General features: G+C 68.4%; 21 protein-coding genes and 1 riboswitch. Of the genes, 7 read left to right on the top strand and 14 right to left on the bottom strand.

The window, feature by feature from the left end; all coding sequences use genetic code 11:
* The first annotated feature begins 28 nt into the window (after positions 1-28).
* Positions 29-1,177: a flavin reductase gene (locus E5679_RS17090; RefSeq protein WP_138418097.1), complete on the top strand. Its 1,149-nt coding sequence runs from the start codon at positions 29-31 to the stop codon at positions 1,175-1,177.
* Between the two features lie 59 nt (positions 1,178-1,236).
* Here the strand turns inward: E5679_RS17090 and E5679_RS17085 are convergent, their stop codons facing one another.
* From E5679_RS17085 to E5679_RS17065, 5 genes are all read right to left on the bottom strand, one after another.
* The gene (locus tag E5679_RS17085) at positions 1,237-1,563 is read right to left on the bottom strand and encodes a hypothetical protein (RefSeq protein WP_171042427.1); all 327 of its coding nucleotides are present in this window, start codon (positions 1,561-1,563) and stop codon (positions 1,237-1,239) included.
* Between the two features lie 148 nt (positions 1,564-1,711).
* Positions 1,712-3,277: an FAD-dependent monooxygenase gene (locus E5679_RS17080; protein WP_138418093.1), complete on the bottom strand. Its 1,566-nt coding sequence runs from the start codon at positions 3,275-3,277 to the stop codon at positions 1,712-1,714.
* Positions 3,277-4,134 carry a fumarylacetoacetate hydrolase family protein gene (locus tag E5679_RS17075; RefSeq protein ID WP_138418091.1) on the bottom strand — a complete coding sequence of 286 codons (858 nt, stop codon included), beginning with the start codon at positions 4,132-4,134 and terminating at the stop codon, positions 3,277-3,279. The genes E5679_RS17080 and E5679_RS17075 overlap by 1 nt, the downstream gene beginning before the upstream one ends.
* A 33-nt stretch (positions 4,135-4,167) precedes the next feature.
* Positions 4,168-5,043 (bottom strand): VOC family protein, encoded by an 876-nt coding sequence (locus tag E5679_RS17070; RefSeq protein ID WP_138418089.1) that lies wholly within the window; start codon positions 5,041-5,043, stop codon positions 4,168-4,170.
* Positions 5,044-5,113: 70 nt separating this feature from the next.
* Complete coding sequence (locus E5679_RS17065) at positions 5,114-5,806, bottom strand: GntR family transcriptional regulator (protein ID WP_138418087.1); 693 nt, start codon at positions 5,804-5,806, stop codon at positions 5,114-5,116.
* Positions 5,807-5,996: 190 nt separating this feature from the next.
* Here E5679_RS17065 and E5679_RS17060 point away from each other — a divergent pair, with 190 nt between their 5' ends.
* Both E5679_RS17060 and E5679_RS17055 read left to right on the top strand, forming a co-directional pair.
* On the top strand, positions 5,997-7,019 hold the full coding sequence (locus E5679_RS17060) for a collagen-like triple helix repeat-containing protein (protein WP_138418085.1): 1,023 nt from the start codon (positions 5,997-5,999) through the stop codon (positions 7,017-7,019).
* A 326-nt stretch (positions 7,020-7,345) separates the two neighbouring features.
* Complete coding sequence (locus E5679_RS17055; protein WP_138418083.1) at positions 7,346-7,831, top strand: hypothetical protein; 486 nt, start codon at positions 7,346-7,348, stop codon at positions 7,829-7,831.
* Positions 7,832-7,890: 59 nt separating this feature from the next.
* On the opposite strand, the gene E5679_RS17050 is transcribed toward E5679_RS17055, so the two are convergent.
* From E5679_RS17050 to E5679_RS17035, 4 genes are read right to left on the bottom strand one after another with little or no spacing between them, the layout of a single operon-like run.
* Entirely contained in the window at positions 7,891-8,919 is a 1,029-nt protein-coding gene (locus E5679_RS17050) for an NAD-dependent epimerase/dehydratase family protein (protein WP_138418081.1), read from the bottom strand.
* An 18-nt stretch (positions 8,920-8,937) separates the two neighbouring features.
* Positions 8,938-10,446 carry a CYTH and CHAD domain-containing protein gene (locus E5679_RS17045; protein WP_138418079.1) on the bottom strand — a complete coding sequence of 503 codons (1,509 nt, stop codon included), beginning with the start codon at positions 10,444-10,446 and terminating at the stop codon, positions 8,938-8,940.
* 15 nt (positions 10,447-10,461) lie between these two features.
* Positions 10,462-11,838, bottom strand: a complete 1,377-nt coding sequence (locus E5679_RS17040) for an LLM class flavin-dependent oxidoreductase (protein WP_138418077.1) — start codon at positions 11,836-11,838, stop codon at positions 10,462-10,464.
* Complete coding sequence (locus E5679_RS17035) at positions 11,835-13,160, bottom strand: MFS transporter (protein WP_138418076.1); 1,326 nt, start codon at positions 13,158-13,160, stop codon at positions 11,835-11,837. Before E5679_RS17035 ends, E5679_RS17040 begins: the two co-directional genes overlap by 4 nt.
* Before the next feature lie 34 nt (positions 13,161-13,194).
* Positions 13,195-13,310: riboswitch (SAM riboswitch) on the bottom strand.
* Positions 13,311-13,416: 106 nt separating this feature from the next.
* On the opposite strand from E5679_RS17035, the gene E5679_RS17030 reads away from it, so the two are divergent.
* Positions 13,417-14,061 (top strand): LysE family translocator, encoded by a 645-nt coding sequence (locus tag E5679_RS17030; protein WP_138418074.1) that lies wholly within the window; start codon positions 13,417-13,419, stop codon positions 14,059-14,061.
* A gap of 8 nt (positions 14,062-14,069) precedes the next feature.
* Here the strand turns inward: E5679_RS17030 and E5679_RS17025 are convergent, their stop codons facing one another.
* Positions 14,070-14,576, bottom strand: coding sequence for an isocitrate lyase/phosphoenolpyruvate mutase family protein (locus E5679_RS17025; protein WP_138418072.1), 507 nt, complete (start codon positions 14,574-14,576; stop codon positions 14,070-14,072).
* A gap of 3 nt (positions 14,577-14,579) precedes the next feature.
* On the bottom strand, positions 14,580-14,903 hold the full coding sequence (locus E5679_RS17020) for a thioredoxin family protein (RefSeq protein WP_138418070.1): 324 nt from the start codon (positions 14,901-14,903) through the stop codon (positions 14,580-14,582).
* 194 nt (positions 14,904-15,097) lie between these two features.
* Between E5679_RS17020 and E5679_RS17015 the strand changes: the two genes are divergently transcribed.
* Positions 15,098-15,673, top strand: coding sequence for an NADPH-dependent F420 reductase (locus E5679_RS17015; protein WP_138418068.1), 576 nt, complete (start codon positions 15,098-15,100; stop codon positions 15,671-15,673).
* A 58-nt stretch (positions 15,674-15,731) separates the two neighbouring features.
* Here the strand turns inward: E5679_RS17015 and E5679_RS17010 are convergent, their stop codons facing one another.
* From E5679_RS17010 to E5679_RS17000, 3 genes are read right to left on the bottom strand one after another with little or no spacing between them, the layout of a single operon-like run.
* The gene (locus E5679_RS17010; protein ID WP_138418066.1) at positions 15,732-16,556 is read right to left on the bottom strand and encodes a carbon-nitrogen hydrolase family protein; all 825 of its coding nucleotides are present in this window, start codon (positions 16,554-16,556) and stop codon (positions 15,732-15,734) included.
* A 52-nt stretch (positions 16,557-16,608) separates the two neighbouring features.
* Positions 16,609-17,952, bottom strand: coding sequence for an APC family permease (locus tag E5679_RS17005; protein ID WP_138418064.1), 1,344 nt, complete (start codon positions 17,950-17,952; stop codon positions 16,609-16,611).
* On the bottom strand, positions 17,949-18,881 hold the full coding sequence (locus E5679_RS17000) for a carbon-nitrogen hydrolase family protein (RefSeq protein ID WP_171042426.1): 933 nt from the start codon (positions 18,879-18,881) through the stop codon (positions 17,949-17,951). Before E5679_RS17000 ends, E5679_RS17005 begins: the two co-directional genes overlap by 4 nt.
* Positions 18,882-18,963: 82 nt before the next feature.
* On the opposite strand from E5679_RS17000, the gene E5679_RS16995 reads away from it, so the two are divergent.
* Positions 18,964-19,731 carry a FadR/GntR family transcriptional regulator gene (locus E5679_RS16995; protein ID WP_249336205.1) on the top strand — a complete coding sequence of 256 codons (768 nt, stop codon included), beginning with the start codon at positions 18,964-18,966 and terminating at the stop codon, positions 19,729-19,731.
* 113 nt (positions 19,732-19,844) lie between these two features.
* On the top strand, positions 19,845-20,723 hold the full coding sequence (locus E5679_RS16990) for an aldo/keto reductase (RefSeq protein ID WP_138418060.1): 879 nt from the start codon (positions 19,845-19,847) through the stop codon (positions 20,721-20,723).
* The last annotated feature ends 46 nt before the right edge of the window (positions 20,724-20,769 follow it).

Here is a 20,769-nt window from a genome sequence, read left to right as displayed (position 1 = left end):
CTCCCAGAGCAGTCCAAAGGAGGACACCATGACCGCACAACCCCTGACCACGGACAGCCCCGTCGTCGACCCGATCGTGTTCCGCAACGTCGTCGGCCACTTCGCCTCGGGCGTCACGGTCATCACGACAGTCGTGGACGGCCAGCCCTACGGGACCACGGCGTCGGCCGTCTCCTCGCTCTCGATGGACCCGCCGATGATGCTCGCGTGCCTCAACCGCTCGTCGTCCACCCATGACCGGGTCGTCGAGGCGGGCGTCTTCGGCATCAACATCCTCGCGGAGGACCAGGCTCATCTGGCGATGCAGTTCGGCCGCAAGGGCCCGGACAAGTTCGCGGGCGTCGCGTACACGATCTCCGAGAACGGAGTGCCCCTGCTCGACGGCGCTCTCGCGACCATCGAATGCCGGATCGCCGAGACCGCAACCGGCGGCACGCACACCGTGTTCCTCGGTCTCGTCGCATCGGCGAGCGCCGCGGATCGGCAGCCCCTCGCGTACTACCGCGGCACCATGGGTCGGCTCGAGCGCGTGCTCGAGGTCAAGGCGTACGACGGCGTTCGAGACTGGGTGCTCAAGCGGCGGACCGCTTTGGGCTCGGTCCTTGATCCCGTGGCGATCGGCGAGGCGATCCGCTCGGAGCCGGAGCAGGCGCAGAACGCGCTCGTGAAGCTCACGGCCGAGGGGCTCGTGATGCGCAACGACGAGGGCCTCCTCGAGCCGCAACCGATCACCGCCGACACTACGGACGCGGCCTACGACGGGCGGGCGACGATCGAGTCCGGCGTCATCGCGTCACATCTGGGACGCCTTACCGACGCTGATGTGGCTGAGCTGCGGCGGATTGTCGCCGAGCTCGAGGCGCTGCGCACTGACGCCACAGGCCAGCTCGACGGGTTCCTCGCCCTCCACGTCGCGTACCACAACCGGCTCGTCTCTGTGGCCGGTTCCGCGGCCCTCGTCGACGCCTTCCGCCGCCTCGGCATCGGCACCGTCTGGCGGCAGGCCCTCACCGCCGAGGAGTGGTCGCGGCAGCTCGAGACGAGTCACATCCGCGACCTCACCGAGGCCCTCGCCGCCCGCGACGCCGACGCGGCCCAGGCCGCCCTCGCTGCCCACACGGCCTTCGGCAAGAAGCTCGCGCGTGACGTCGTGGCCCGGCACGGCGGGACGGTCTAGGCCCCCTCACACGAGCGAGGCGCCGCAGGGTTTTCCTGCGGCGCCTCGTTGTTCTTGCGTCAGGAGATGACGATTTCCTCGCTGTCGAAGAGGCCGTCTTCCTCGTCCCAGGCCTTCTCCTCGGGCCCCTCGGCAAAGTCCTGGGACAGGTCTTCCCTGTTCGGGCGGTGGATAGCGTTCCGGCGGTCGCCGTTGACCATGGCACTCCTTCGCTGTGGCGAATAGGGGAACGAACGCAGTGTTGCGCCCGTGCGGTTCAGGACAGCATGCGCCGCGGCGGGGGTCAAGGGTCCCACCGCTTGCGCCGTCACCTCCGCAGGGTGCGCGGACGACGGCGGGCGGTAGCGCCGTCGTCGTCCCTCGCCTGCCGCCACCCGGCCGCGCATTCCGACCATCTTCGAAAGGACCGCCCGGCGCGCCACCGTCCGACACGCCGCAACTCACCGAATCGGGCGGGCAAACCTGGTCGGAATCGGACGCGCAAAAGGCCCCACCCTGCGGAGGTGACGGCGCAACGGGGGCGAGGGGGTCAGGTCACATCACTTCGGTGCCCTCAAACTGCGCCACGAGCCCGGGGAGTTCGGGGGCCAAGGCGCGCATCGCCGTCGTCCGCTCGCCAGGGGTGACGACGGCGGCGACGTACCGATCGGGGCGCACGAGCAGTTCGTGCCCCACAGCGGTGTCGAGAATCGCGGGATCGACAAGGCCGTCAAGCGTGCGCCACCGAGAAGGCGTCTCACCAGGACGGGTGACCGTCAGTTCCCCCGGCTCCAGCACGGCCAGCCAGGCGAAACCGCGACCGAGGGCGTCGTCGAGCTTGAGGACTGGACCGCCGTGGGCGGCCATGATGTCCGGCTGCGGCAGCGCTCGCCCCAAGAAGTCGGCAGCCGCCACCGGCACGTCGGGCGCAACAGGCACTGCGAGTCCTTCGTCGTACCGCGGCTGCCGGAGGAACTTCATCCCCGTCAGCCAGGCCTTCGCCCGGGGCACCACACCGAGCGCGGGGATCGCCGCGTCCCGCACGGCGCACACGAGTGGGTTCGTGCTCATGACGATCGACCCGATCCGCTTCGAGAGCTTGACCATCTCCGCGGCGTGCGGCTTCCGCTCGGCCTCGTAGCTGTCGAGGAGAGGCTCTCCGGCGCGCCCGTGCACCACTTCGGCAACTCGCCACGCAAGCGATGCCGCGTCCCGAAGCCCCGCATTGAGCCCTTGCCCGGCGAACGGGGGCATGAGGTGCGCGGCATCGCCGGCGAGGAGAACGCGCCCCACGCGCCACCTCTCGGCAAGGCGCTGCTGGGCGGTATAGACGGCGGCGCGGCGCACCCCCACGGCGTCAACGGCCTGGTATTCGCCGACGAGGGCGCGGATCGACTCGTCCGAGAGCATGACGGCCTCATCCTCGCCGGGGAGCAGCATGAACTCGTAGCGTCGCCGACCTTTCACCCCGGGTACGACGACGGCCGGTCGCCTCCCGTTGCAGTGGAACGACGCGTAGGGCTCGGCTTCGCCCGCGTCGAGGAGGTCGACGACGATCCACTTCTCGACCTGCGTCGAACCCTCAAGCCCGATGCCGAGCGCCTTCCGCGCGAAGCTCCGCCCGCCGTCGCACGCCACAAGCCAAGAAGCGCGGAAGGCGAGCTCCGCACCTTCCGGGCCCACGGCGGTGAGCTCCACGCCGTCGTCCGTCTGGGTCAGCCCCACCGCCTCGGTAGTGAAGTGCAGCTCGATTCCTGGCCGCTTCTTCGCAGCTTCCCAGAGCAGCGCCTCCATGACCGGCTGATCGAACTGGCTCTTGCCCGGCTGGCCGAGCCGCGGGCGGGGCGGCCGCACGTCGGCGAGCACCTGCCCGCGGCGGCCGGTGTACCGCGCGCCCGTGTCGAGGAGCGTCTCGAGAGCAAGCTCGGGCAAGACGCCGAGCTGCTGCATGATGCGCAGCGCCTCGTCGGTCGCGCTGATGGCTCGCGGCTCGTCGCCGGTGCCCGGATGCTGCTCGACGACGGCGACGCTCACCCCGGCGTCGGCCAGGAGACACGCGGCTGTGAGGCCGACGGGCCCCGCGCCGAGGACCAAGACCTCCGCCGAATGCGGTCCGTTCATCACACGGCGTCCAGCGCGACGGTATTGCGGAGCGTCCCGAGGCCCGTGATCTCAACCTCGACGACATCGCCCGCCGACAGGAAGCCCTTCGGCTCCATGAAGAGGCCGACGCCACCCGGCGTCCCGGTGACAATCACGTCGCCGGGCGACAGCTTGGTCCACGCGGTGACGTACTCGATGATCTGCGGGATCGAGAAGTAGAGGTCGGCGACCGATGCGGACTGGCGAACCTCGCCGTTGACCCGGGTCTCCAGCTTGAGCTGGTCGACGTCGCCGAGGTCCGTGGCCGGAACCAGATACGGCCCGAAGGCACCGGTGCCGGGGAAGTTCTTGCCCGGGGTCCACTGCGTCGCTGCGAGCTGCCAGTCACGCACCGAGAAGTCGTTGTACGCCGCGTACCCGGCCACGTGATCCCACGCGTCCTCGGCGGAGACCCGGTAGGCGTCCTTCGAGATGACCAGCGCCATCTCGCCCTCATAGTCGTACTGCGTGGTCGACTCGGGCATGAGCGCGGGCGCAAGGTGGCCCATCTGAGAGTCTGCGAACCGGGTGAAGACCGTGGGCGCCTTCTGTTTCGTCTTGCCGGTCTCCTCCTGATGGCTGCGGTAGTTCACGCCGATGCACAGGATCTTCGCCGGGTCGGTGATCGGCGGGAGGAAGGCGATCTCAGCCTCGTCGTACGAGGGCGCGGCAAGCACCTCAGCCTCGGCGAGCTTCCCGAAACGGCCGACGACGACGAGCTCCTTGAGGCTCGCAGCGGTCCCGGTCCCGCTGGGGCCCAGATCGTAGACGCGGCCCTCGCGGGAGACGCCCCACGTAGCGGTGCCGTCGGGCGCGGTGAAGGAGACGTAGTTCATGGGTGGCCTTTCGAAGGGTTGGCTTGGGAAAGATCAGAAGCTGTGGTCGACGGGTGGGATGCCGAAGGTGCGGAAGTCTTCGGGGCGCCGGTCGGACCACATGTTGTACCAGTTCTCGTCCTGGCCCCACACGACCGGTGCACGGTCGTCGTCGTAGATCTGCTCGAGGTCCGTGTAGAGCTCGACGACGGCGCCCGAGGACTCGACGTAGTACGCCGCGATGTTGTGGCCTGCGCCGTGGCGGACGGGGCCCCAGATGAGTTCGCGGCCCTGCCGATGGAGCCGGTCACCGAGCTTGGCGAGGTCGGCGACGGATTGGGTCTGCCACGCGTGATGGTGGAAGGTCCCGCGGCCTTTGATGAGCGCGATCCCGTGATGGTCGGGGTTGCAGCGCATGAAGTACGCGAAGTCGTCGCCGATGACGTCGGAGAGCCGGAAGTCGAAGACGCGCGAGAGGAAGAGCATCATGCCGCGCACGTCCTGCGGGTGGAAGTTGATGTGGCCGTAGCGGTCGGGGCCGAATGAGAGCGCTCCCCGCTCGGCGCGCTGCATCCCGGTGTAGACCTCGAAGATCCAGCCCTCGGGGCCCACGAACGCGAACCCGTCCGCGACTCCGGCGCTCAACGGCCGGTTCGAGAGGATCTCGAGATTCTCGGCCTCGACCCGGCGACGGATCTCGGCCAGCGCGTCGCCGTCGCGGGCGACGAGGCCGAGGGCGTGGATGCCGTTGCGGCTCGACTCGACGTAGACGAGCTCGTGATGCACCGCGTTGGCCGCGAGGTAGACCTCGCCGTTGCGCCGCTCCGTGACCCGGAGTCCCAAGAGCTCAGTGGCGTCGGCGACTGCCGCTCCGAGGTCGGTGGTCTGGATGGCCACATGGCCCATCTCGCTGATCAGTCCCCACGCCATGGCATGCTCCTTTGCTCCAAGTGCTCAAGAAAACACTATCGCAAAGATTTTGCATAATCTAGGGGAAGGCCTAGACGCTGGCCCGGAGCCCGACCTCTCCAGCGTTGCGAACCGCCGCCATGGTGGTCTGATAATGCGCCCGGAGGAGGGCCGCGGTGAGCCGCGGGTCTCGCGCAAGGGCCGCGGCGAGGATGTCCCGATGCTCCTGCTCGATGTCGCGCGGAGCATTGCGAGTGGCCATCCCGGCCCAGCGGCCATACAGCTGGCTGAGGTCGGAGAGCACGTTCGTGAGATCGATCAGGACCGGCACGCGGCAGGCCTCGATGAGCTTGGCGTGGAACGCCTGATGCGCGTCATTCCAGGCTTGAGTGTGCAGATCGGGATTCTCCGGGTCTCTGCGCTGGGTCCTCTCGAGGGTGTGATGGGCGGCAATCAGCTCCGACTCCCATTCGAGCGTTCCCCGCTCGACGGCCAATCGCACCGCGAGCTCCTCGTTGACGCACCGCATCTCGGTGATGTCCTCGAGGTCCGCGAGCGAGAGCTCGGGGACGAAGAACCCGCGGTTCGGACGCAGGAGGACGAGCCGATCACCGACGAGCCGCGTGAGGGCTTCCCTGACCACCGTGCTGCTCGTCTCGTAGTGCTCGGACAGCGCCGTCAGCTGGAGTTTTGCGCCGGGCGACCATTGCCCGGACAGGATGTCCCGGCGCAGGGCATCCCTGAGGTGATTCGAGAGAGTCTCGGCGTCGGTCCGCTTTGCCATAAGGGAAATCGTATTCTAAAAGGCAAAGAAGATACATGATGCGCGATTATGTATAGGACCCTCAGATGTGGGAAAACAGGCTGCTCAAGGTGGGATTTCCCTGATCCGACACTAGTGCTGTCAGTATCACCAGACCTACCATGGTTTTCTCGCGTGCACGACCGAACCTGGAGGCTGGGGAGGTGGAGACATGCGGTTGCCGCCAACGGCGCGACTTCGTGCTCTAGCCGTGGTCCGGCACGCCTCCGTCGCGGCGGGGCTAGGCCTCGGCTGGTTGCTCCTCTCAGGCGCTGCTGCCTGTGCATCGAGCGACCTCCTCGGCACCGGTGATCTTGTCGGGACCACGACATCGACCCCCGTCACCACCGTGACGGCCCCCGTCACGAGCACGGTTGCTCCCCTCACGAGCACGGTTTCGGACGCCACGAGTGGCACCGTGGCGAGTGGCACCGTCGCGGCGGTGCCTCACGCCGAGTCAGCAGGCTCGACCCTGGTTCAGAGCACGACGACGGCGCTCTCCTCGACCGTGGACGCCGTGCCTTCCCTCGCGGGACCAGTGCTGAGCGGCCCACTGGCACCGCTCGCCCCCGTGGTGAACGGCACCACGTCGGAGGTCGCGCAGACGATCAGCAGCGTGGGCAACACCCTCGGCGGCGCTGTTTCAAACCCGCTTCCACCGCCGATCACCACGCCCGTCACACCCGTCACCCAGCCGGCACCGGTCCCCGGATCCGGCGATCAAGCGGTACCGGTCCCCGCTGCCGTCAGTGAAGCAGCACCGCCGTCCATCCCCACCGCCGATGCCGACGCCGAGCACGCTGCAGTCCTCGCCGCCTCGCCGGCCGCGCCCGACGCGCGACCCGCAGGCGACGCACTGGCTGCAGGCAGCGCCGCCGTCACGGCACACGGTGTCCCTGCGTGGGACTGGTCCGTTCTAGGTGTCGCGACGGCACCCCAGGGCGGGCTCCACTCCGCAGGAAACGGCTCTCCCCCCGGCTCGCCCGGCGAACCATGGTCGCCCTTGCTGCTCGACCAGCCGATGTGGTTGAGCGCGGGGAACGCCGGATCTTTCGGAGGATGGCTCACGAGTCCTGCGACACTCGCGTCAGCGTTCATCCTCGTTCCGCTCCTGCTAGTCTCCTCCCGCAACCGGCGGGATGGCGGCCTTCTTCCGCCGTCCCCGGCCTTCGATCCCGGGTCCACTCCCGACTGAGAGGGGACGGGTCTGCCCATCGTCGGGCGGACATGACGTCCCTGCGCCCACGTGCGCATTGCATCCAGTCAGGAGATGAGACCGTGAATACCCTTGCCTGCCGGGCGCTGCTCAGCGGACCGGCCTCACGGGCCGTCGGCAACTGGCCCGACCCCATGTAGCAACCACGCACGCTTGAGGGCTGCGGAGGTGGCCCACGCGTGGCACGAGGTGGCCTGGCGTGGCGCTGGGGCCATGCCAGGCCACCCACACAGAACCCGGTGCAGCAAGTGAACAACGTCCAGCACCAATGGGCTACGAAGAACAGTCTGATAAGGGGGCGCACGATGCCCGAACCGACCCGAATGACCATCACTGAATTCCTCGGCTGCACCCTAGAGGAGGCAACCGATTACGACCCCAAGGAATTCGACCTCACGGAAGCCCAGCGGGCGATGCTCGCTGAGGCTGCGGCTGCCGAATACAGGTACGCGGCCAACTCGATCCTCGAGCCGTACGGATACCTGCTGACCGGAGACGGCCAGATCGTCCGAGGCGACGCGGACGAGGACGCGATCTACCCATGGGATGAGCAAACGCTGCGGGAAGATCTCGGCCGGATCAGTGTTCCGTGGACCCTGGCCCTCGCCCGGGCCACGAGCGCTCACAATGCCCTCCTTGCCGCCGAAACCGCCTCGGCGGAAGCCAGGGCCGCGCGGAACGATGCCATCGTCAACGCTGTCCAGAGAGGCGCCTGCCCCGGGCGGATTGCGGAGGCGATCGGTGCAGCAGAGTCGGAGGTGAGCCGGATCATCTGTGAGGCGCTTCGGTAGAGCCTCACACAAGCCACAACCACATAGCGTCGGCAAGAGCAGCTGGCGGCCCGGGGGCGTTAGTTCGCCAGGATCCCGAGCCGCACCAGGCTCTCCCCGGTCGCGACGGCGGCTTCCCGACTGGATCGCGGCGCCCACCCGAGCTCTGCGCGCGCCTTCGCGCTGCTCGCCCGACGCACTACGTTGAGCTGCGGCACGAGCTCCTGCAGCGGTGGGACGAACCGCGCGAGCGCACGTACGAGCCACGCGGGCGCGGTACCTCGCGGGGGCTTCGCCGCCGCGTCGCCGAGCGCCTCGTGAAGGGCAACCCCGAGCTGACGGAACGAGATGGGCTCGCCCGCCACGGCGATGAAACGCTGGCCAGCGGCGCCCGGAGCGGTCATGGCCTTGAGATGCAGGTCCACCACGTCCCGGACGTCCACGACATTCATCCACACCGGCGGCGCAACGGGCAGCCACCCCTTCATGAGGGCAATGACAATCCGAATGGAATTCGAATAGTCGGCCCCAAGGACTGGCCCCAGAACCGCGACGGGATTCACCACGGACAATTCGAGGCCGCCGCCCTCTTTGTCGATGAAGTCCCACGCGGACCGCTCGGCAATGGTCTTCGATCGAACGTAGGGCGTCGGATTTCCCCGGTCGAGATTCGTCCAGTCGACCTCATTGAGCGGGCGGCCCAACGGCCCGTGGCCGTAGCCCACGGCCGCGAAGGACGAGGTCAGCACCACGCGCTTCGCCCCCGCTTCCCGAGCGGCGCGCAGTACCCGGAGCGCCCCTTCGCGGGCAGGCACCACGAGCTCGTCCGCGTCCTTCGGCTGCGTCGTGGGGAACGGCGACGCGACGTGGAGCACGTACTCGGCGCCTTCAGCGGCGGCGGCCCATCCGTCGTCGTGCATGAGATTCGCCGCGAAGTAGGCGACCCGCTCGGGGTGCGGGGCCTCGGCCACGGAGAGCATGTGCTCGACGTCGGCTCTGCCGTCGAGCGAACGTATGGTCGTCTTGACTTCGTGCCCGGCCTCGAGGAGCTGGGCTATCGCATGGGCACCGATGAACCCGGTGCCGCCGGTCACAAGTACCGTCGCCATGCGTCTATTCTGGGCGGGTCACAGCCGTCCGCCCAGCTTCGTCGGAAGCTTCCTGCGGAGCTGCTCGAACTCCGCCTCGGCCTGCGCCGCGAGCTCGAGCTCGCGGGCATGAAGCCTGCCGAACGTGAAGGCATTCTCCCCACGCCCGTAGGCGTCGATGGCGAGCCGGCGCAGGAGGTCCGCTGTGACCACGCAGTCCTGGTGCTCTCCCAGCACCTTCTGGATCCTCGCGGCCTTCTTCCGGACCCGTCGCGCCTTCTTGCGCCCGAAGGGCTGTGCGAGCTCGGCAGCGTAGCGGACTTTCTTCGCGGCCTTGCGCACCTCGTGCAGGGCTCGGTCGTGCGCCTCACGGCCCTGCCCGGCGGCAGCACCGCCGTCGGCCTCCGCGAGCGCAGACATCGCGGCGCGCAGGCGGCGCGCGTCCCGGCGAACGACGACGGCGACCCTCGGCTTCGTGGCGAAGCGCTCCCCGCCGTCGTCCCCCACCCAAGCGATCCGGTCGAGCGCGTCGAGAAGCCGGAAATAGCGCTCTGACGCCAGCGCCTCGGCGAGGGCCTCGGCCGCGGCGCGGTGCTCCGCCCCGAGGTATTCGTCGATGGCCTGGCCCACCGGCCCGAGCACGAGCTCCGGCGCTTCGTCCCGCAGGCGCCCGCGCAGCCGCTCCTTCATCACGGCGGTGTCCCGCACCTGCCCGAGAACCCTGCACAGCCACTGGAGCTCGTCGTTCAGCGTCCGGCGGGCATCGCCGTCGAGATCTTTCCGGAACGCAGAAAGGGCGGTCCGGAGGCGACGGAGGGCTACGCGGAGCCGGTGGATCGCCTCGGGATCGCCCGAGCGGGCGTCGGGATCGAGCTGCTCGAGTTGCGCCAGCTGCTCGCCGACGTACGCGGCGAAGACGCGCGCGGCCTTGCCCTTGAGCCGCGATGGGGCCTGTTTCGCGCCCGTGCGGCGCGCCCTCCGGACGGACAGAAGCGAATCGCTCCGCTTGAGCGGGCGAGCCCCTGCGTCCAGGAAGACGTCGCGAAGATCGTCCGCGATCCCGTTGCCGCGCTCCGCAACCGCGTAGTCCCACAGCCGCCACGCGCGCGGCTCTCCGTCGGCGAGAAGCGGTTCGGCGCGGTGATGCTCGTCGCCCACGGAGCCGATGGGGGTCTCCTCCGGACCGAGAAGATGCGAGACGCGTCGGACGATCGTGACCTCTACGCTCGGCACCACGGGGTTGCCGCGGAGGTAGAACTGCAGCTGCCCCGTCAGGGCCTCGGGTGGGTCGCTTCGCGTGCCCAACGGCTCGACCTGCTCCGGCACACCCGGCCGCTCAAGATGCCAGCCCTGGCCCGGACCGCCCGACTTCCGGTAGAGAACGATGCCTTTGGAGGCGAGCCGCAGATCAAACGTGTCGAAGTACTGCTCCTCGAAGACGAAGTCACCCTGCAGGCGGACCTCGGCGACGCCGGGCAGCTTCCCCAGCTCAGGGAAGCGGCCGGCGTGGGCAGCGTTGAAGGCGGCGGCAGAAGGGGTTCTGGCCATACGCGATTCTAGGCACTACGCCTCGACGGCGACCCCCGCCGCGCGCAAACCCGGATGGTCAGCGGCGAGCCGCGGCCCGGCGCCGAGGATGGTCTCTCGGAAGGTTGCGCCTTCCGCGCCCTCGGCGAGCAGGCCGCGCCGCCGGAGCTCGGGTGAGACGAGGCGCGCGAACTCGAGGAGGTCGGCGGGCCGGACGGCGGAGGTGAGGTTGAAGCCGTCCACACCGGCTTCCTCGACCCAGCGCTCGAATTCGTCGGCGATCGTCGTCGGCGAGCCCACGACGACCGGGCCGCGCCCGCCGATCGAGACGAACTTCGCCACCTCGCGGAGTGTCCAGTTCCGCTCGGGATCAAGGGTGGTGAACTGCGCGAGCGCCGATTGGTTCGCCTCGCTCTTGATGTATTCGAGCGGCGCGTCCTGGTCGAGGCCTGAGAGGTCGATGCCGGTCCAGCCAGCGAACAGCGCGAGCGCCGCGTCCGTGTCCACGTACGCCTCATAGTCGGCGAGCTTCGCGGCGGCCGCCTCGTCCGTCTCGGCGACGATCACGGTGGCCAGGTTGAACACCTTGACGGAGTCTGCGGCCCGCCCGGCCCCGACGAGCTCGGCGCGCAGGCCCTCGATGAACTTCCGCGCCTGGGCCGGCGTGGAGCTCGAGAAGAACACCGCTTCCGCGTGCTTCGCGGCGAAGGCCTTGCCGCGCGACGAGGCACCCGCCTGGAACAGCAGCGGAGTCCGCTGCGGCGACGGGCCAACGAGCGCGGGGCCCGGCACGCTGTAGCCCGCCCCTTCGTGCCCGATCCCGCGGACCCCCGCAGGGTCCACGAGGACATTGGCGACGGCGTCGGCCCGGATGGCGTCGTCGTCGACCGACGCCTCCCACAGCTTGTAGACGACGTCCATGAATTCCTCGGCGCGGTCGTAGCGCTCGTCGTGCGGGAGCTGGCGGCCGAGCCCCAAGTTCCGCGCGGCGGACTCCTGATAGGACGTCACAATGTTCCAGCCGACGCGGCCCTTCGTGAGGTGATCCAGCGTGCCGAACTTGCGCGCCAGAAGATAGGGCTGCTCGTACGTCACCGAGGCCGTGATGCCGAAGCCAAGCCGCTCTGTCGCGGCGGCGAGCGCCGAAACGATGAGCAGCGGGTCCAGCAGGGGGTACTGCACACCGCCGCGCACGGCCTCGTCGGCGCTGCCGCCGTAGACGTCGTACTGGCCGAGCACGTCGGCGAAGAAGATCCCGTGGAACCCGCCGTCTTCCAGCGCCCGCGCGAGGTCGGTCCAGTAGTCCAGCTCGGCGAATCGGGCCGCCTGCGAGTCCGGATGCCGCCACAGCCCCGGCGACTGGTGCACGGGCGTGAGCATTTCGAAGGCGTTCAGAAGCAGGGGCTTGGTCACGGCAGGTCCTTTCGGGCGGTGCGGATCGGGTCCTTGGCGGCGAGGGCGGCCGCCGTGGACAGCACGGCGAGGAGCACGAAGAAGCCGCAGATGAGCCAGGGCTGCCCGCCGCCCGCTTCGAGGAGCGCCGCGGCGACAAACGGCGTGATGCCGCCCGAGAGCACGGTGCCCACCTGATAGCCGAAGGACACGCCGCTGTAGCGGAGGTCAACCGGGAACTGCTCGGCGAACCACGCCGCCTGCGGGCCGTAAATGGCGTCGTGGAGGACGTTCATGCCGAGCAGCAGGATGAGCGGAAGGAGCGCAAGCGAACCGTGGTCCAGGAACCAGAAGAACGGCCAGACGAAGACGCCGATCCCGATCGCGCTCGCAACCGCCATCCGGCGGCGACCGACGCGATCCGAGAGCCAGCCCCAGAACGGGCCGGAGAGGATGCCGACGGCGGACACGATGAGCACGGCGGTCAGGCCGGCGCCGGTGTCGCCTCGCCGGGTCTTGAGGTAGCCGAGCATGTACACGGTGATGAGGCTGTAGAGGGCGGGCTGCACCAGCCGGAGGCCGATGGTCACGAGGATTCCGCGCGGGTGCTCGCGGAGCGCGCGGCGGACCGGATGCTTGGCGACGCGCTCCTGCTCGCGCAGTTCGAGGAATTCGTCGGCATCCTTGACCCCGAGGCGGATCCACAGGCCGATGGCCACGAGGACTCCGGAGAGCAGGAAGGGGATGCGCCAGCCGAACGCCTGGAATTGCTCGGGCGTGAGAACCGCTTGGATGACGGCGAACGCACCCGAGGCGAGGAGCATGCCCGCTGCGGACCCCACCTGCGTGAACGAGCCGAAGAAGCCTCTGCGGGCCGGGGGTGCGTGTTCGACGGACAGGAGGGCCGAGCCGCCCCACTCGGCCCCCGCCGAGAGCCCCTGAATCAGGCGGAGCACCACGAGGCCGACGACGGCCAGCAGGCCCACTGCCGCGTACGTCGGCAGGAGTCCGATGAAGAACGAGGCGAGGCCCATCGTCAGGAGCGACCAGACGAGGAGCGACTTGCGGCCGATGCGGTCGCCGAGGTGCCCGGAGATGATGCCGCCGAGGGGGCGGGCCACGAAGCCGACGGCGTAGGTCGCGAACGAGGCGAGGATGCCCACGACGGGCGACGCGTCCGGGAAGAACTGCTTGCCGAAGACGAGGGCGGACGCCGTTCCGTAGAGGTAGAAGTCGTACCACTCGATGGTGGTGCCCACGAACGCGGACGAGAGGACGCGCCGCTTGGCGCGGAGGGACTCGCCGAGGCGCGCCGGCGCACTCGCGAGGAGTTGTTGGGCCATGGTGGTCCTTCTGATCGCGGCGCAGGGCTCGCTAGCGCCATACTTACGACGCCGGGTGGTCGGCGCCGTCGAATCTTCACCTGGAGCACCCCACTACAGCTGGAGGGTTGCCGTCCGGCGAGCCAGGGCTTGTCACCGGAACTCTTGATTCCACGTGCGAGTTTTCCGAAAACGGTTTCTTGGGGCAACTGATCATGTAACAGGTGTTAACAGTCGGCCCTTTCTGGTGCCGCACGCCGCGGAGTAGCTTGTGGTCATGGTGTCCATCGCAGCGGTCGTCGCCTTCGTGCCGGTGGCGGCGCTCATCGTCGCGATCCCGGGGCCGAGTGTCCTGTTCACGATCGGCCGCGCCCTCTCGGACGGGCGCAGGAGCGCGCTGTTGACCGTCTTGGGAAACGGCGTGGGACTCGCCGTCCAGAGCCTGGTGATCGCGGTAGGCCTGGGCGCGCTGCTTGCCGCCGCCTCATGGGTGCTTGCTGTCCTGAAGGTGGCCGGTGGCCTCTATCTGGTGTGGCTCGGCGTTCAGTCGATTCGGCATCGGCGGGAATGGGTGGAGGCCGTTCCCGGTACGCGGCCACCTCGTCACAGGGCACACCTCGCATCCGGGTTCGTACTCGGCGTGACGAACCCCAAGACTCTCGTGTTCCTCTCGGCCCTCCTGCCGCAGTTCCTTGACCCAGGGCAGCCGGCTCCTGCTCAGATGGCCGTTCTGGGCGTCGTGTTCGCCGTGCTCGCCATCGCGGGCGACAGCGTGTGGGCTGTCGCGGCGGGGAGCGCGCGGGAATGGTTCGGGAGATCACGACGGCGGGTGGAGGCGATGCGGGCGGCCGGCGGTCTTGCCTTGATCGGTCTCGGCGCATACACCTTGGCGACCGGGACGGAGGCGCGGGGCAGCGGCTGACTTCCGGATCAGCCCGCGGCTTTGCGTTGCGCGAAGTCGAGGAGCCGCTGCTGCGAGACGGCGTAGGACGTCGCGCTCGCGATCTCGCGCCCATCCCGGACTGGGGCGGCGATTCCGACCGCCGCGTCAATGGCGGCGCGATACGGCAGTGATCCGGTGCTGACCCGCCGCACCCCGACGTTCTTCAACTCGGTCAGGGTGAGGCCGGGCACCACGAGCACGTTCAGCGGAAGCGGGATGGCCTCGGCCAGCTGCTCAAGTGTCGCCGGGTCAGCCGCGCCAGGAACGAAAATGCCATCAGCGCCCGCGTCGGCGTACGCCTCCGCCCGCTCCCGGACTGCGCCGACAGTGGCGTCCTCATGGAACCAGTACGAGTCGACGCGCGCGTTGACGAACACATTCGGGTTGGCCTGCTTGATGGCGTGGATCTTCGCTGCCGGGATTGCCGGGTCGACGAGCCGGCCGCCGGCCGAGTCCTCGAGATTCACCCCGTCTGCGCCGAGCCCGGCAACCAAGCGTCAGCGGGCGGACGCGAGGCGGATGGCCTGGGCGAGTTGATCGCCGTCGGGAAGGGCCGCCCAGCCGTGTGGTGTCTGGAAGATCCGGCAGGCCGGCTCGGTCGTCGGGGCGCCCGGGAAAGGGTCCCTCCCATCCACCAGGATCGTGGGTGACCCTGCGAAGCCCAGCCGCAGTGCCTGAGCCTTGCTGCGGACCTCGGTCGCGAACACGTCGACCTCCCCGGCGCCGGCCCTCCGGGCGGCGGACCGAGCGAGCCGCAGGGCGGCCTGCCATTGGGGGCATTCTTCGATGTACAGCACTTCGATGCTTGGCGGGAACACCATCTGAATCCCTCGGATCCATCTAAAACTTACAATCGAAATTTTACAGCTCCCGGGCCTGCCGGACAACCAGCTCCGGGCGCGGGTGGACGACTTAGCCAAAAAGGTTGTTTCTTCAACCGTGGGCGAGTAGCCTTAGTTGAAGCATCAACAAAAATGGTGCGGGTTTTCAGAAGGTTTCAGAAGGAGAGATCGTCATGACCACTGTGAGCATCATCGGAACCGGCAACATGGGCCAAGCCATCGCGAGCGTCGTCAGCAAGGGCGGCAACGCCGTCGAGCTCTTCGGCAGCAAGGACGCCGGCAAGCCCGTCAGCGGCGACATCATCGTGCTGGCCGTCCCCTACCCCGCGATTCCCGAGGTTCTGGAGCAGCGGGCCGAGCAGTTCGCCGGCAAGGTCGTGGTGGACATCACCAACCCGCTCAATTTCGAGACCTTCGACTCCCTGACCGTCCCTGCTGACTCCTCCGCGGCGGCCGAGATCGCGGCCGCGCTTCCGGGTTCAAAGGTCCTCAAGGCCTTCAACACGAACTTCGCCGCCACGCTGGCAGAGGGCGAGATCGGCGGGGAGCGGACAACAGTCCTCATCGCCGGAGACGACGAGGACGCGAAGACCCAGCTCGCCGAGGTTGTCACCGCCGGTGGACTGAACGCCGTGGACGCCGGCTCACATCGCCGCACCCGTGAACTCGAGGCCCTGGGCTTCCTGCAGATCACCCTCGCTGCCCGGGAGAAGATCTCCTGGACCGGCGGCTTCGCCGTCCAGTCCTGAGCGCGCTAATCCGCCGAACGCTTTCGGGAATCGTTCGACGCCTAGAACGAGAGTCGGGTTAGACGGCACTCTCGGGCTGCGTGTGATCGGATCTGATCAGAACCCCCATCCGCCGCTGCTGCGCGACCGGGAAGTCGCGGCGGATCCCTGCGATGCGACCTAGGTCGAGGTCCGCCACAGCGACTCCCGGCTCCGCACTGAGCCGGCTGAGCACGCCGCCCTGCGGGTCCAGGATCTGGCTGTGGCCCACCGAGATCGGCGGGGCCTGACAGGACCCGGCGACGAACACAGCGTTGTCGATGGCCCGCGCCGCGAGCAGGGTGAGCCACTGGTCGGTCTTGAGCTCTCCAGGGACCCACGAGGCCCCGATTGCCAGCACCTGAGCGCCTGCGTCGGCGAGCGCCCGCGCAAGTTCGGGGAAGCGGAGGTCGTAGCAGGTCATGAGCCCGAAGGTGACGTCTCCGACGTCGAACGTCACAGGATCGGCGGTCGGGGCAGGTGAGATGAAGTCTGATTCCCGCTGCCCCTGCGCGTCGAAGAGATGGATTTTGCGGTAAGCCGCGATCAGCGCCCCCGAGGGCGAGAAGGCCGCGAGGGTGTTGAAGGGGCGCTCGGGAACGGGACTGGCCTCCACCACCCCCGCCACGAGCGTGATGCCGTGGCGGCGGGCGATGGAGGCCAGGTCGGCGCAGATGGGGCCGCCGAGCGGCTGGGCTGCCCGGGCGAAGGTCTCGTCGAGGCGCCGCTTCTCGTAGGTCGCGTATTCGGGGAACAGCACCACCTGGGCTCCCTCCCCCGCCGCCTGCGCCGCGAGCTGATCAATCAGCGCGAGGTTCGCGGCGACGTCGTCGTTGGACGCAGGCTGGGCGACGGCAACGCGCACGGGGAGGGATCCTCTCAATAAGACCTGTACCGCCTTTAGACCAGTACGGCCTCTAGACGAGCACTGCCTCAGCAGTCTGCATCTCGGGTGGCGCTGAACGGAAGCCGCGGGTGATGGCCGCGAGCACGATGATGCCGACGGCCAGCCATGAGAGGCCGAGCGTGAGGGCGTTCGGGTCGAGCTGCGAGAGCAGGTAGGCGCAGATGAGGGCGCCGATCCCCGGCACTCCGAGGTAGCTCACGCGGTTCAGGCGGACGCCGCGCTTCGTTTCGCGGAAGTAGTGGAAGATCACCGAGACGTTCACCAGGGTGAACGCGGTGAAGGCGCCGAAGTTGATGAACGACGTGGACGTGGAGACGTCAAGGAACATCGCGATGAGGCCCACCGCTCCCGTGATGACGATGTTGACGACCGGCGTGCGGAAGCGCGGGTTGAGACGCCCGAAGACCTTCTTCGGCAGGACCGAGTCGCGGCCCATCGCGTACATGAGGCGGGACGCGCTGGCCTGCGCGGCGATGCCGGAGGCGAACTGCGCCACCACCAGCCCGGCGAGGAACACCGCGGCGAACAAGTTGCCGCCGATCTGCACGGCGATCTCGGTGGCGGCCGAATCGACGTTCGCGAAGTCACCACCAGGGTGGACCAGCTGCGTGACGTAGGAGACGACCACGAAGATGCCGCCGCCGATGAGCGCCACGAGCATGATCGCGCGGGGCACGGTCTTCTGGGGCTGGACGGTCTCCTCAGTCAGCGTGGTCACGGCGTCGAAGCCGAGGAAGGAGTAGGCGGCGATGGCGGCGCCGGCCGTGATGGGACCGAACCCGGTGCCCGGGTTGGCGAACGGCGTGGCGCTGAAGAGGCCGCCCGAACCCTGAGCCGTGATCGAACCGACCGAGAGCACCACGAACAGCAGGATGACGAGCATCTGGAAGGCCATGAGCAGGAAGTTCGCCTTGTCGGCGACCTTGATGCCGAGCACGTTGAGCGCGGTGGTGAGGAGGATGTAGGAGATGATCCAGACCGGCATCGGAACGCCGGGGAACGCCGAGCCGAGGTACGAGGCGCCGATGAGCCAGATGACCATCGGGAGGAAGACGTAGTCGAGCAGCATCGCCCACCCGACGAGGAACCCGACGCGGGAGTCGATCGACTTGCGCACGTAGGTGTAGGCCGAGCCGGCGACGGGGTGGGCAACGGACATCCGACCGTAGCTGTGGGCCGTGAACAGCATCGCGACGAGCGCCACGAGGTAGGCCGACGGCGTTGCCCCGCCTGTGGTCTCCGCGATCACCCCGAAGATCCCGAGGACGATGAGCGGCGCAAGGTACGCGAGGCCGAAGAGGACGAGCGACGGGAGCCGCAGGGTCCGGGTGAGGGTTGCCGACGAATCGGTCATCGAGTGCTCCTGAGTGTGGCGAGAGCCACGTCGGTGAGGTCGGTGGTGGGTGCGGGTGATGGAGACTGGGGCTGCCAGGTCGCCGGGTCGATCCGACCCTGGTAGACCGGCAGCGGGATGGCGGGTTCGCTTGGGCGGAACTGTGACCACATGCGGTTGACGCCCGCGGTCCCCCGGGCGCGGACCCGGTCGACCGCGGCGAGGTCAAGCTCCGCGGCGAGGAGTGCCGGTGAGGCGTCGGGAGCCTGGGCGATGACCTCGCCTTCAGGGCCGACGACGACGCTGCGGCCTTGACCCCTCGGCCCGCCGCAGTTGACGCTCACCACGAAGACTTGGTTGACGATGGCGTTCGCCCGGGCGAGCACGAGCTCTTGGGCGCGGTCGGCCGTCGTCGTCTTGACGACGTTGAGGATCACCTCTGCGCCCATCCACGCGAGCTGGCGGCTGGTCTCGGGGAACCATGCGTCGTAGCAGATGTTGAGTCCCACGCGTCCGATCCCGTCCAGATCGACGACGACGAAGCGGTCGCCCGGCTCGTAGGGCTCATGGGGGCGCCAAGGGAAGATCTTGCGGTAGCTGCCCACAAGCTCTCCGGACGGCGAGAGGACGATCTGCGTGTTGAACAGCTCGCCCTGCTCGCCGCGTTCGCAGACGCTGCCGGGAACGAGCCAGACGCCGAGCTCCTCCGCCAGGCCTGCAAGTGCCACGACTCGCGGGCCGTCCAGCGGCTCGGCCGCCGCGCGCAGTGCCTCCTCGCGCTGGAGGTCGGGGTCGCCGTCGCCGAAGAGGTGGAGTTCGGGGAACACGAGGAGCTTTGATTCCGGGTGCCGCTCGAGGACCCGGCGCGCTTCGTCGGCGAAGCCCGCAAACGGCTCGCCGATGAGCCTGGGCGGGGCCTGGACGGCCACGAGGGGAAGATGTCGTTGCAAGGTAAACCTCGATTTTCGATGTGACGTCGCCCATAATAGATCAAGCTGAGCTAATAGATTCAACTGAGGAAAGGGGGCCCAAGTGACTTCTCTCGACGCTGAGCCGGACTCCGCCGTCGTCCTCCCCGATTCGGGCGTGCCGCTCATCGACGACGCGTCGCTCGCCCGGATCGGACGCCGAAGCGCCATCGATGCTGTCCGGATGAGGATCGGGATGGCGATCCGACTCGGGCTCCTCAAGCCCGGCGAGCGGCTGCCGGACAAGGACGACGTTGCCCTGGGCCTGTCCGTCAGCCCCATGACCGCGCGTCGTGCGCTGGCTTCGCTCGCGGACGACGGCGTCCTTGTCCGGTTGCGTGGGCGCGGCGGCGGGACGTTCGTGGCTGAGGAGCCTCCCGGGGAGGTCCTGCGCAGCCTCACCATGGCGCCCTCCGAGGTCACCGAGGTCCATCGGCTCATCGATCGGCGCATGCTGCAGGAGACCGCCGTCGCCCATTTCGCTGCGCTCCATGCAAGCGGCGAGCAGCTCGCCGAGCTCGAAGCGCTCACCTCGCGCATGGCTGGAGCAACCGACTGGGCAGAGTACCACCAGTGCGACGCAGCTTTCCACGAGCTGGTGGCCGAGGCGTCGGCTCTGGGGGCGGCCACGGAGGAGTATCGACATTCGCTCGAGGAGCTCTACGCGTTCTTCGTTCCGTACCCGATTCAGGACCTGCACGTGGCCAACCGCGACCACGCCGAGCTCACGGCGGCGCTCCGAGAGGGCGATGTTGTGGCTGCAGCCGCAGTCTCACGTCGGCACGTCGAGACACTCCACAGGACGATGGTGGTCGGGCTGCTGGCCGAGTGAGTCGGGATGCTCGGCTTTGAAGGTGGTACTCAGAGGACCTCCCTCGCCTCCCGATCCGGACATACGGTCGAAGGGTTGTTCCACGAACCGAGCGAGAAGAGGATGGCAGACAGATGAAGCAACGCACCATCGGAACCGTGACCGTCAGTGCCATCGGACTCGGCGGAATGCCGATGTCAATCGAGGGCCGCCCGGACGAGCAGCGGTCGATCGCAACGATTCACGCTGCTCTCGAAGCGGGCGTGACCCTCATCGACACAGCGGACGCTTACCACCTGGCCGGGAAAGCCGAGGTGGGCCACAACGAGGAGCTCATCGCCAAAGCAGTCCGCTCCTATGGCGGAGACACGTCGCAGGTGATCATCGCAACCAAAGGCGGACACCTGCGTCCGCAGGAAGGCCCGTGGGCGCAGAACGGCGACCCGGCCTACCTCAAGCAAGCGGCCAAGGCCTCGGCCCACCGCCTCGGCGTCGACGCGATCGATTTGTATCAGTACCACCGGCCAGACCCCAAGGTGCCCTATGCCGACTCGATCGGAGCCCTTGCCGAACTCCTCGATGAAGGCCTGATCCGCATGGCCGGCATCTCGAACGCGAACGTCGAGCAGATCAAGGTGGCCCAGGAAGTGCTCAACGGCCGCCTCGTGTCCGTGCAGAACCAGTTCTCGCCAAAATTCCGATCGAGCGAACCAGAGCTTGAGCTCTGCGCCGAGATGGGCATTGCCTTCCTCCCGTGGAGTCCCCTGGGCGGAATCTCATCGGCACCGGATCTCGGGTCGATCCATGACGAGTTCGCCCTCGTTGCGCAGGAGCGTGGCGTCTCGCCGCAGGTCGTCGCCCTTGCGTGGGAACTGGCCAAGGCCGAGGTCGTGATCCCCATCCCCGGGGCTTCGCGCCCGGAGTCCATCCGGGATTCCGCCTCGGCTCCGGAGCTCGAGCTCACTGCCGAGGAACTGCAGCGCCTCGACTCGGCCGGCTCGTCTTCCCGCTGACCGCCCTTGCGGTGCGGCGTTGGTAGTGTTCCTGCATTCGGCACGG

Source organism: Sinomonas gamaensis (assembly GCF_005876955.1).
GTDB lineage: Bacteria > Actinomycetota > Actinomycetes > Actinomycetales > Micrococcaceae > Sinomonas > Sinomonas gamaensis.
The sequence above is the reverse complement of the archived record's forward strand: the minus strand, read 5'-3'. Positions and strand labels throughout refer to the sequence as shown.